Source organism: Acinetobacter sp. WCHAc060042, from assembly GCF_003231195.1.
In the GTDB taxonomy this organism is placed as follows: domain Bacteria; phylum Pseudomonadota; class Gammaproteobacteria; order Pseudomonadales; family Moraxellaceae; genus Acinetobacter.
Genome location: NZ_QKVN01000021.1, coordinates 63,426 through 75,177, shown reverse-complemented (window position 1 = coordinate 75,177; position 11,752 = coordinate 63,426). Strand labels below are relative to the sequence as shown.

Below are 11,752 nucleotides of genomic sequence, written 5' to 3'. Positions count from 1 at the left end.
CCTCAAATCTATAAAAATGACTGAGAAACCAGACATGATCTAGCATAGCTCATGTCTGGTTTTGGCTCTTAAAACCTCCATTGCACCGAGAGCGATGCATTTAAAGGATCGCCTGGTTGAATCCACATATCGCTATAGCTTGCGACATAGTAAGTTTCATCTAAAAGATTATGCACATTGAGCTGATAACGTAGCTGATCTGATGGGGCATAGTAAGCGTTTAAGTTGAGTAACGTATATTCAGGTAAGTTGAAGCCATTATCTGTACTGTGTCCACTACGTTTACCAACATAGACTGCCGTTGCGCCAACTCCAACTTTGTCTGCATTGGCAAGATCCCATTCGTAGTTGCTACTCACAGAACCACTATGTTTTGGCACATTACTCAACCTCGAACCTTTAACAAGGCTCTGGTCTTTTTCCACTTGTGCATCTGTATAGCTATAATTTGCACGGACAGAGAGTCGATCACTCAGTTGGGTTTCAATATCGAACTCTAAGCCTTTACTAGAGACTTCTCCAGCGGTGATCTGATAACTACTATCTGTTGGATCGGTAGTCAGTACATTTTCTTTATCCATTTTAAACAGGGCTAAACTGATTAAACTTTGTGGGTTTATTTGATATTTCCCACCAATTTCATAGCTTTTGCCTTTTTCAGGATTAAAAACATTGCCATTTCTGTCCATTCCACTGTTGAGGGCAAAGGATTTTCCGTAGTTGGCGTACCATGACCAACGATCATTCAGTCGGTAATTCAACCCCAAGCGTGGACTGGTTTGTTGCAAGTCTTGTTGGTTGGATGTATGTGCAAGTTTATTTTGAAAATCTTGGCTAATGTGATCAAAACGCGCACCGAACAGCACACTCCATTGATCATTCAGAAAAATTTGATCTTGTAAATTCAGTGCAAAATAGCGTTGCTGTTCTTCGGTATTAATGAAAAGAGGAAGCTCTGGCGAATACTGCCCATAATTTGGATTATAGATATCAATGCTATTTGGCACGCTACTGCTGTGGTTTCGACGCAGTTGTAATTGACGGTACTTCATTTGCCCAAGTTCAGTGCTCAAAAGTACTTCATGGCGTGCCCAGCCTTGTTGGATTTTCCCAAGTAGCTCCGTTTGAAAGAGAATGTCATCACTTTTATTGTCACGATAGCGACGTTGACGTTCTAATGTCCGTCCATCACTCTGAATACGACGAGGTTCACTGGAAAAGCCTTTGAGTTGAGTATCTTTTACGCTGAGTGCATTATGCATTTTCCAGTCATCATTAAACTGATGCGCAAGTCGAAGCTGATAAAAATGATCTTTTTGAATATGATCGCCATCATCAGGTTCGCCTGTAAATGTTTTTGGGTCCATCACAAATTGTTTTTGATAACTGCTCACACCACGATCAAAAGTTCCATCTTGTCGGGTAAATTCACTGTCAAAATCTAACTGGGTTGAATCTGAAATTTTCCATGTGAGTTGAGGGGAGAAAAACCAACGCTCACTGTGCACATGATCACGAAAACTTTGATTATCTTCATGTGCGACCGCAATACGATAAGCCACCGCATCATTTATTGGGCTAGTATGTTCAAAACTGGCACGATACTTTTCTAAACTGTTAGCACGTAAATTAACTTCTGAAGAGCTTTCCCACTGCGGTTTTTTGGTGTTGATGTTGAGTAAACCGCCAGCTTCCCCGCGACCATATAAAGCAGCCATAGGGCCTTTTAAAAAGTCGAGTGATTCAATATTCACCATGTCTCGCGGCGCACTGAGTCCACGGTTGACACTCAAGCCATTTCTTATAATTTGTGCCCCAATATTTGGGTCTGTACTAAAACCTCTGAATGAGAAGTTATCCCAAAATCCGCCACCATAATTGGTTTGATTATAAACACCACTTACTTGTGTTAGTGCGTCATCAATACGCTGTACATCTTGTTGCTGAATTAGAGCTTTAGATAACAAACTTCGACTAAATGGCACGTCTAAAATGTCATGTGAAAACTTAGTCATTGCGGTACTTTGTTGCAAGCTTTCATCTTCAGTTTCGGCTTGCAATTGGATGGTCTGGAGTACTTCTGTTGAAGTTTCGGCCCAAGTGAAAGAACTTAGTAGGCTTAAATATAAACCAGAAGATAGAATGGAGAATTTATTCATCATGAAGGCGAGTAGTTTAGATTTTGTATTGTTATGTTATAACATTTTAATAAATTTGTATTTAAAAAATCACTCTAAAAACGAAAAATGGCTTAAAAAATTGAAATAAATCAACCTAAGCTTTTAGGTTTTGATCCTCAATACGCTGTTTCAAATCAGATAAAGTCACATCTACCATATGCTGTATAAATGCGGCTGAAGATAGGAAACGTAGATCGAAGTTATAATTTAAAATCAAATAATTAAACTATAAGCTCAATTTCAAAATCTACATACTCAAAGCTACCGCCAGATAATTTTAAAAAAAGCTGAGATATGTTGAATAATGTGCTTGTTCATTCTAAGAAAATTGTGAATACTCATGCCGCAAAATTCAGGCTGTAAATTTATCTTTTGGGGTGAGCAACGACTGTGAAAACGTATCCATTTTCTCGTTTACAAAAAGCATTATTGGCGGTTGGTTCATTTTCATGTCTGGGGCTGAACTCGGTATGGGTACATGCGGCAGAAGACAGTGATGTGGCACAACTCGCAACCATTACAACCACGGCTCAAGCTGAACCAGCTGCGTATTATCAACCCAAAGTTAATTTGTCTGGCTTTGCCCAGCAAAACCTTGCAGTAATTCCTGCCTCTATTAACACCGTTACTGCTGCACTAATAGCAGATCAACATGCGAAAACACTGAGCGATGTAGTGAAAAATGATGCATCTGTTGGTGATGGCTATGCACCGATTGGTTACTATGCAAACTTTGTAATGCGGGGATTTAGCTTAAATGCGGGATCAAGTTATTTACTGAACGGTAATTTGCTTCGTGGTGAGCAAAATGTAGCGCTTGAAAATAAAGAGCAAGTTGAAATCCTAAAAGGCATGAGCGCGATTCAAAGTGGGATGTCGACCCCAGGTGGAGTCGTGAATTATGTAAGTAAACGCCCCAAAGATGTCCAATCTTTAACTCTTGAAGCAGATAGTCATGGCGGTAGTCGTGTGGCAACAGACTTTGGTGGATGGCTTGGAGACAATCAACAGTTTGGTTATCGTGTGAATGCAGCTTATGAAGACATTCATCCCTATGTTGAACATGCTGACGGTACACGTTTGTTTGGTTCCTTGGCTTTAGACTGGAAAATTTCAGATCGTTCAAAACTCGAATTTGATCTTGAATCACAGCGTCAAAAACAGCGTTCGGTACCGGGCTATCAGCTATTGGGCGGTGAAACTATACCGACAGGAGTGGAATGGGATCGTTTGCTAGGCTATCAAAGCTGGAGTAAACCTGTCACTAATGAAAGTCTAAATACGAGTCTTAAATATAGTTATCAAATCAATGATAACTGGAGTAGCAATCTGTCAGCTTCACAAAGCCGTGTGATCGTAGATGATTACTCTGCTTTTGCCTATACCTTTGACCAACAGGGTAACTATGACATTTATGATTTCCGCAGCCCAGATGACAGTTATCTCACCAATCAATTTAAAACAGGTTTGAACGGAAAATTCAGCACTGGAGCATGGCAACATAGCCTGAGTTTAGAGTTGTCACATGCTTACAAACGTCATACTCAGTATGATGCAATCAATGAATGGATAGGTTCAGGAAATATTGATCATGATCCTATTACCTATACACCTACGGATAAAGCCTTAGGTAATCATTACAAATCATTGGATAGTCAACAAACTGCTTTAAACCTACTAGATCAAATCAAATTGAATGATGCATGGTCAGTTTTGTTGGGCGGTAAGCTTTTACATTTAAATGAAAGTGCCTATGCTGCGGATGGTAACAATATTCGCGAGACCGACTTTAATCGCTTCTTGCCGCAACTCGCTCTGATGTACCAGCCTTGGCAAAATACTCATCTTTATGCTTCTTATGCAAAAGGGATAAGCGATGGTAGTCAAGCGCCGTGGTATGCCAATAATGCTTATGCTACCTTAGCGCCAAGACATTCAACTCAGTACGAGTTGGGCCTTAAACAGCAATGGCAAACGATGTTGTTCACAGCGGCATTATTCGATTTAAGACAAGACAATCAATATACCAATAGTGCTAGTAATTATGTCACCGATGGTGAACAAAACAACTTAGGTTTGGAATTGGGATTGCAAGGTCGTGTTGCTGAGAATCTAGATATGACATCGACGTTGGCGCTGACCCGTTCACGTTTAGAAAATGTACAAGCAAATGAATATGCAGGGCATCAGACCCAAAACGTACCAAAGCTACGTTTTGCCAGTCATGTGTCTTACCAAATGCCTCAAGTCGAGGGCTTACGTTTACTTGCAGGTATGCAATACAGCAGCAGTAAATACGCCAATAAAACGGGTACGGTTAAAGTTTCAGGCTATACCGTATTCGATGCGGGTGCAGCTTATAACTTCCGTGCTTATGGTTATGATAATATGCTGCGTCTGAACGTGGACAACTTGTTCAATAAAAAATACTGGCGCGATGCAGGCAGCTTCTTCGGAGATGATTATTTATTTCTGGGTACACCACGTACAGCACAGTTTTCATGGACTGTGAATTTTTAAGAAATACGTTTAAGTAAATAAAAAAGGCATATTCCACAATATGCCTTTTTTGTCTGATGATGAATTGTCTTAGACTTTACTAGAGGGCTCTTTTCAGTCTCTATTATATTGATAGGTCAATTATTTTTCGAACTGACTTGAAATGTAATCACGATTGAGCCATTTCAAAACAACCTGTGCCAATGCTTTGGGCTGTTCCAGAGGTATCATGTGTCCCGTATTTTCAATCACAGCCAAGTCGGAACCCTTTATTTGTTGATGTAATTCGTTGGCTTCATCTGCTGAACGGATTTGGTCTTGCTCACTGTAAATAATCAAAGTGGGGCACAAAATTTTTGTTGTATCCTGCTCATTTCTATTCAGCAGAGACTGTCTCACAAAGGTGTCATAGCCTAAATGCTGTCCCATTTTCTGAATCTTATGTATCAGCCTATCATTGTGATTATTTGAAGGGTGCAAGGTTTTCCGAATAGCCGTTGAACTTAAACCTTTAAATGTTTCTTTTGAACACAGTTTAATCACCATCATTTTCTGCTGTCTTTGCTGTGCTGTATCAGAACGTAGTGAGGATGCAATGAGAATCAATGCAGAAACTTGCTCTGGAAACTGCTCCGCTATAGACCTTGCAACATAGCCACCTAAAGAAAAACCGATCAAGATAAATTTTGGAGGTAAAGAGTGGATCATATATTGAGCAATTTCTGGGATGGAATTTCCATGCGATAAATTGGCTCGAATCATTTGCCATTCTGAGGGCAGCTCCTGCACAAAGTCATCCCATAAAGATTGATCTAACATAAAGCCTGAAATCAAAACTACAGCTAAAGATTGTTTTATCATTGGCTTATTCATTTCTGAGGATGTTTTAAAACCACTAGATATATTGACGAAATAACGCTGCGGCGATGATGCCAGAGGCAATTGCAAGCAATGGCTTTTTCACCACCAACATCACGACAAGTGTCGTTAATAAGGCCAATCGCGCGCCATTATCTCCCTCAACAGCAATCGGAGCTAAAAGTGCGACCAGTACAGAGCCTGACATTGCAGTAATAAACCGTTGAGCAGTATCAGTGATGGGGACATAAGACATAATAAATACGCCACCCCAACGTGTAACCAGTGTGACGAGGGCCATAATTGCGATGATGGTCAACGGATATGCTGTACTTAGCTCTATATTCATATTTTTTTCTCTTTCCAAAGCAAACCAATAACACCACCTGCAAGTGCGCCGATGACCACATGACTATTTTTCGGCAAATACCAATAAGCCAATAGTGAAATACAAGCAGATGCAGCCCAAATCAACACCATACGTAGATCTTTTTTTCCACCTACAACCATTGCCAATAAGAAGCAAGACATAACCATATCAAGCCCAAAAGCATTTGGATTTTGAATGCTATGCCCAAAATACAAGCCAAGCCATGTACCTATAATCCATGCGACCCAAAGTGCTAAACCTCCGCCAAATAACAATCCAAAACCAGATTGACCTCGGCTAAAGGCTTGTAAAGATAAAGCCCAGTTTGCATCCGAGATCACAAGCAGAACACCGTATCTTTTCATTGGAGAAAGATGGCGTAACCACGGGTAAAGAGAAGCCCCCATTAAAAGATGACGTGCATTAATAAAGAAAACGGTAATCATCAACGGAAACAATGATATTTGTTCGCCCCATAATTCCAAAGTTGCAAATTGGGAAGCGCCTGCAAAAACCAAGGCGCTCATTAACATACTGGAATCGTTATTTAAACCTGTATGTGTCGAGGCCAATCCAAAGGCTGCACCAAAAATCACAACGAAAAGTGAAATAGGCAATAAGCTTTTAAAGCCAGACCAAACATCTGAAGTGTTGAGGCTATATATCTCTTGGGTTGTATTAGACAAAGCTATTTCCTTTTCATTATCAGTCGTATGTCTCAAGTTAGGGCGTGAGTAGCAGAGTGGCATCAATACAACTTGATACTTTGTAAGACTTGATCTGTTGTAAATTATGCACTTAGAAAGAGAAAAAGAAAAACGCATAAAACTTAAGTATACTATTTGAAAATCGAATAGGTGGGGCGGTCTTGAACTTAAAAGATTTGCAGATTGACTGGTTAAAGTGCTTTGTCACAGTGGTTGATATGGGAACGTTGTCTCATGCCGCTCCTGAGCTTTATCGTTCACAGTCGGCGGTAAGTATGCAGCTCAAAAAACTAGAAGATGCGCTACAGTGTCAACTTCTCATCAGGTCCCATCGACAGATTGAATTGACCGCTGAAGGGCAGCTTCTTTTAGGTTATGCAAGACGGATTTTGGATTTACATCATGAAACGCAACAAGCTTTTCATAAAGATGAGCTAGTGGGGCGAATTCGACTGGGGGTCCCTGATGATTATGCTGCGCAATATCTCACACCTGTATTAAAGCGCTTTGCACCACGATATGGAGGCGTTGAAATTGAACTCTATTGTGAACAATCCACTTCTTTGATTCCGCGTGTGGATAGTGGAGACTTGGATTTAGCCTTGATTTCTCGTGATGATCCTCGGCAGGGTACTTTGCTGTTCCACGAACCAATGGTCTGGGTCGGCTCACCACAATTTGATATTTGGAAAAATGACCCGCTACCTATAGCTGTTTATGAAAGTGCTAGTCTAGCTAAACACAGTGCAATTCATTCACTCGCTTTACAGGGACGTCGTTATAAGGTGGTTTATCACAGTTCTAGCTTAGTGGGGCAGATCGCTGCTGTTGAAAGTGGTTTGGCTGTTGCTGTCCTGACCAAATGTAGCGTGCCATCTCATTTAGATATTTTAGGTGCGGAACAGGGTTTAGGGCCTTTGGAGCCGATGGAAGTATCGGTCTATCGTAGTCGTATCTCACAGGGCTCTAAAGCTGTGGATCATCTTTATGAGCTTTTAATTAAAACCTTGCGACAATCAACGGCTTATTAAAAATTCTGACATTATATTTGAAAGAAAAAAGTATATGAATAGGTTAAATGTCTATATGTATTTTCAATATTTTGAGTGTATACAGATCCCTATAGATATTCATGATGTTGGGTTTTAGTATCCACTTGAGTTAAAAGCAGTTTGTTAATGCAGTGTTAAAATACACTTTTAACTTACGTGGATACTGATATAAATACTCAGCAGTCTTATTCAGGCTGAACACCACAGGTATTAATGGTCATTGCTACCATGACGTAATGACCAACTAACATACAAAATTCAACAATTTGGTCATCATTAAAGTATTTTTTGAGCTGCTGAAATTGTGTGTTATTTAAAGTTTTATCCGTGAGTAAAGCATCTACACTGTTGATCATCGTGGTGAGTTTGTCATCCCATAATGCAGAATGATCTAGCGTAATGGATTCAATAATACGATTTTCAATCCCAAGCTCTGCTGCAAAATGGGTATGGTGTTTCCATTCATAAGAACACTGTAGTTTCCAAGCAATTCTAAGGACAATCAGCTCTTTATCAACACGACCAATATTTCCTTTAAATAAAATACTTTTCATGAAAAAAAGATAATTGGGAAATAGTTTATCTAAACGAGCCAGTACGCCAAACACATTCAGCGGCACTTTAGATTTGGCACCATATTGCGTGACTTTAAGAAAAACCTTCTGCGTGAGATTGGACTGAGAAAGGGATAATGGTGCAATTCGAACTTGTTCATTTTTCCATTTTGGTGGGCTAATGTTTAAAGTATTCATCGTTTACTCCTTAAAATTTATAGGCAATTTTTAATGCATAGGCCCATGCAGTGCTGTCTTTAAATTCAGCAATATAGTTGTCAGTACCTTTTTGGCTAGCTGATTGGATTTTGCCATCACCGAACATAAAGTAACGAACTCCTAAGCTGATGTCGTAATTGCTAGCAGGGCTGAATTTTGCACCGAGTCCGACGTTCCAGTAGCCATCGACAGGGCCAAGCATAGATACAGGTTCACCCGTACCACTGTCCCAGCCTAAAGAAACGCTACCTACAAATTTCTCATGCAGTTTTCGAGCAACCCCGACAGTTACAGAATATTGATCTTCTGGATATTCCAGCAGATTTAGACCATTACTCAGTTTTCCAAACCAATATGGTTGAATGGTAAAGTCTTTCCAATTAACCCAGCGTAGTTGGGTAAATGCTAGGGTGTTGTGCGCGATTCCTGTTTGAAGGTCTAAATTGACAGATTGAGGGGTTTCGATGGTTGTTTTGCCCGTATTGGGTAACTCAGATAAAACGACACCTGCACGAGTTTCTTTGATATCTAAATCATGTTCGATTTTAGAACGATAGGTTAGAGATGTTTTGAGTGCAATTTCTGGTATTTCATAACTCAGACCAGTCACCCAGCCAACACCATTACTGTCATCGACTTCAATGTTATATAGACCAAATGCTGTGGGGCCACCATTGGCATAACCGCGTAGTTTTGCTGATGCCGAAACGGTCTGATATGCAGGGCCTGCATAGATTTGAAAGCGGTCATTGAGTTTATAACCAAGTAACATCGTGAGATTTTCTGTGCTGACTTTGGCCTGTGTCGCTTCACCATTGAGGCTAAATACAGGTGCTTGCTGTACTGGATATTCTGAATCTGTTCCAAAAGGCTGATCATAAAGTAGACCAAATGCCAAGCGATCTGTGAGTTGAAATTTCAGCCCAGCAAAGGGTGCATAGTAGCTTTTACCAATATTTGAGATTTCCGCATTTGCGCCAACAGGGAAGTTAGGGCTCACTTGACCTTCTGCTGTCGGTGATAAAACAGATATCCCCGCCTCAAAATAATTATTGGGTTGCAAAAAAGCGGCAACAGATTGTGTGGTTCGTTCCAATCCTGCTGCTGTGGCTAAACTAAAAGGTAAAAGGCTGAGACTCATGCTTGTGAGGATAGAATGTACGAGAGCAGTTTTCTTCATGTTGAATTCCTTAACTTTATTTTTGGTCTTGCTCCTCAAGACTAGTCATCAGTTTAAGGTGTGCTGATTTAGAGAAATGGTGCTATCGTCTCAATCCAATAGTGCTATCGTCTCAAATTGACTGTTTTGCCATTGTTTAGGGGGCATACCAAAGTAATCTTGAAAAGACTTAATAAAGTTAGAAGGATGACTAAAACCGAGGGTATAGGCCAAGTGGCTTACAGTCCCTTTGTTTTGTAGAAGATATTTACTGGCAAAGTCCATACGCACTTGCTGAATCAGATCTTCATAGTTGGTGTGATAGACATGCAACTTTCTAAAAAAAGTACTGCGTGAGGTAAATAACAATGCTGCGAGATCTTCAGCTTTTAACGGTTGATGAAGATGGCTATGAATCAAACTGAGCACTCTAAATATCCAATATTTTTTAACCCTAAAAAAATCTTTAAATTGTGATTCTGCCTGTTGTTTTAATTGCAAAAATTCAGATGAGCTATTAGAACTTACAGCTTGTCCAATGTTTGAGCTATGTTTAGGATCATGGATAATAAGTTGTGTTTCAGGTTGATTCCATGACATTGAACAGGGTAGAAAATGGAGTTGTTTGGCATGGCTCGGTATTGAAAACTCAAAATGGAGCTGTAAGTTCTCAATATCAAACAATTGGCTAAGCAGTCGAATGAGTAAGATGCTGATGACTTCCTGACTATATTGATAAATGTCCCCTAGAGGGATCATTTTACGATAGCGAATCACAAAATAATCTTGATCCTTTTCAACCTTAAACCATAATGCAGGATCAATTAGCACGCTATATCTTTCCAATACATAGAGTGCATCCTTGAGTGTTGGACAGTGTTGTAATAATTGACCAATAAGGCCTAAATCCTTTAATTGAATATGCTGTCCGACTTTGATGGACAATTGATTTAAATCAAGTGCTGAAAGGCAATTTCCCACCAAAATACTCATTTCCGAATAGGTCAATTTAAAATGAGGATCACGTAATTGCTGTATGCATAATTCTAATTGTGCAAAAATCACATCCTCAGAAATATGCTCTTGCAGACATAACTCTACGATCGCCCGAGGAATATAACTCGGTAAGAACGATTCATGAAAATCAATGTGCATCTTTAGACCTCTTCTGATTGAACCAAACGGTGTTCATGGCTGAGAGGTTCTAAGCGTTGAATGAGTAGACCAAAAATAAAAGAAAATACATACATAAACAGTGAATACACTGCCGCAGGCATTGCAATGGTGGTATTCATCAGCACAGTCAGTGCAATGGTCATTGCCAAAGTGCTGTTATGTAAGCCAATTTCAAAGGCGCAAGCACGGGCTTGGTAGCTATTAATCTTAAACAAACGAGGGACAAAATAACCCACAGCCAAACTAGAAAAACAAAATAAAGCACTGGCAATACCGACTTGTTCTAGATAATTAGTAAGGTTTTGACGCTCTAAGAAAATCGCACCAGAGACGATCAAGATCAGAAAAATCACTGAGAAAATTTTTACAGGTTTTTCTAATTTGTGCGCAATATTGGGAGAAAGGTGTCGAATGCACATACCAATAATGACAGGCACAATAATAATCAGAAACACTTGGATGATTTTACTGAATTGTAAGCCCAGTACTTGATGATTCTCTGAAAAGAATGCAATTGCAAAATTGGCAATCAAAGGCAGTGTAAAAGCAGCCAAGACTGAGTTGATGGCTGTTAAAGAAATATTAAGTGCAACATCACCTTTGAATAAATGGCTATATAGATTCGCTGTTGGCCCACCAGGTGTCGCAGAAAGTAGCATTAAACCAATGGCTAGCAATGGGGGAAGTTTTAATACATGACAAATGGTAAAGGCGATGCCAACCAAGAGTACCAATTGACAAAATAAGGCCACTAAAATGGCTTTAGGATGTTTGCTGACACGTAAAAAGTCTTTAGGTGTTAATTCTAAGCCTAAACCGACCATAATAATTGCCAATGCTGCTGGCAAAAGAACGGTAATAATACTGAGCTGTCCCATGCGTTTATCCTAACTGGGATACAGCAAACGCAATCCTTGCGAGTTGAACAGTCATGATGGACTGTTTTCGTGATTATTCGATTTTACTCATTTCGATGCT

At 39.8% G+C, this 11,752-nt stretch carries 10 protein-coding genes; 2 read left to right on the top strand and 8 right to left on the bottom strand.

All coding sequences use genetic code 11. The features are described 5' to 3' along the window. Positions 1–68 precede the first annotated feature (68 nt). Positions 69–2,162: a TonB-dependent siderophore receptor gene (locus DPG01_RS10675; RefSeq protein ID WP_110975077.1), complete on the bottom strand. Its 2,094-nt coding sequence runs from the start codon at positions 2,160–2,162 to the stop codon at positions 69–71. Between the two features lie 408 nt (positions 2,163–2,570). Here DPG01_RS10675 and DPG01_RS10670 point away from each other — a divergent pair, with 408 nt between their 5' ends. Next, positions 2,571–4,700, top strand: a complete 2,130-nt coding sequence (locus DPG01_RS10670; protein WP_110975076.1) for a TonB-dependent siderophore receptor — start codon at positions 2,571–2,573, stop codon at positions 4,698–4,700. A 120-nt stretch (positions 4,701–4,820) separates the two neighbouring features. Here the strand turns inward: DPG01_RS10670 and DPG01_RS10665 are convergent, their stop codons facing one another. Genes DPG01_RS10665 through DPG01_RS10655 form a run of 3 tightly spaced genes read right to left on the bottom strand, consistent with a single transcriptional unit; the run spans position 4,821 to position 6,593 of the window. Further along, positions 4,821–5,540, bottom strand: a complete 720-nt coding sequence (locus tag DPG01_RS10665; protein WP_110975075.1) for an alpha/beta fold hydrolase — start codon at positions 5,538–5,540, stop codon at positions 4,821–4,823. Positions 5,541–5,574: 34 nt separating this feature from the next. Continuing rightward, positions 5,575–5,886 carry an AzlD family protein gene (locus DPG01_RS10660; protein WP_110975074.1) on the bottom strand — a complete coding sequence of 104 codons (312 nt, stop codon included), beginning with the start codon at positions 5,884–5,886 and terminating at the stop codon, positions 5,575–5,577. Then, positions 5,883–6,593 (bottom strand): AzlC family ABC transporter permease, encoded by a 711-nt coding sequence (locus DPG01_RS10655; protein WP_110975073.1) that lies wholly within the window; start codon positions 6,591–6,593, stop codon positions 5,883–5,885. The genes DPG01_RS10660 and DPG01_RS10655 overlap by 4 nt, the downstream gene beginning before the upstream one ends. A 182-nt stretch (positions 6,594–6,775) precedes the next feature. Between DPG01_RS10655 and DPG01_RS10650 the strand changes: the two genes are divergently transcribed. Then, positions 6,776–7,645 carry a LysR family transcriptional regulator gene (locus DPG01_RS10650; RefSeq protein ID WP_086210498.1) on the top strand — a complete coding sequence of 290 codons (870 nt, stop codon included), beginning with the start codon at positions 6,776–6,778 and terminating at the stop codon, positions 7,643–7,645. A gap of 206 nt (positions 7,646–7,851) precedes the next feature. Here the strand turns inward: DPG01_RS10650 and DPG01_RS10645 are convergent, their stop codons facing one another. The 4 genes from DPG01_RS10645 to DPG01_RS10630 form a co-directional block, all read right to left on the bottom strand. Continuing rightward, entirely contained in the window at positions 7,852–8,418 is a 567-nt protein-coding gene (locus tag DPG01_RS10645; protein ID WP_110975072.1) for a carboxymuconolactone decarboxylase family protein, read from the bottom strand. A gap of 10 nt (positions 8,419–8,428) precedes the next feature. After that, on the bottom strand, positions 8,429–9,619 hold the full coding sequence (locus tag DPG01_RS10640) for an OmpP1/FadL family transporter (RefSeq protein WP_110975071.1): 1,191 nt from the start codon (positions 9,617–9,619) through the stop codon (positions 8,429–8,431). 90 nt (positions 9,620–9,709) lie between these two features. Then, complete coding sequence (locus DPG01_RS10635; protein WP_110975070.1) at positions 9,710–10,753, bottom strand: helix-turn-helix transcriptional regulator; 1,044 nt, start codon at positions 10,751–10,753, stop codon at positions 9,710–9,712. A gap of 2 nt (positions 10,754–10,755) precedes the next feature. Further along, on the bottom strand, positions 10,756–11,652 hold the full coding sequence (locus DPG01_RS10630) for a bile acid:sodium symporter family protein (protein ID WP_110975069.1): 897 nt from the start codon (positions 11,650–11,652) through the stop codon (positions 10,756–10,758). Positions 11,653–11,752 lie beyond the last annotated feature (100 nt).

What these genes read in the sequence shown, in the direction of transcription:
- DPG01_RS10675 (WP_110975077.1), bottom strand. Translation starts at nt 2,162, where the DNA reads ATGATGAATAAATTCTCCATTCTATCTTCTGGTTTATATTTAAGCCTA.
- DPG01_RS10665 (WP_110975075.1), bottom strand. Translation starts at nt 5,540, where the DNA reads ATGATAAAACAATCTTTAGCTGTAGTTTTGATTTCAGGCTTTATGTTA.
- DPG01_RS10660 (WP_110975074.1), bottom strand. Translation starts at nt 5,886, where the DNA reads ATGAATATAGAGCTAAGTACAGCATATCCGTTGACCATCATCGCAATT.
- DPG01_RS10645 (WP_110975072.1), bottom strand. Translation starts at nt 8,418, where the DNA reads ATGAATACTTTAAACATTAGCCCACCAAAATGGAAAAATGAACAAGTT.
- DPG01_RS10640 (WP_110975071.1), bottom strand. Translation starts at nt 9,619, where the DNA reads ATGAAGAAAACTGCTCTCGTACATTCTATCCTCACAAGCATGAGTCTC.
- DPG01_RS10635 (WP_110975070.1), bottom strand. Translation starts at nt 10,753, where the DNA reads ATGCACATTGATTTTCATGAATCGTTCTTACCGAGTTATATTCCTCGG.
- DPG01_RS10630 (WP_110975069.1), bottom strand. Translation starts at nt 11,652, where the DNA reads ATGGGACAGCTCAGTATTATTACCGTTCTTTTGCCAGCAGCATTGGCA.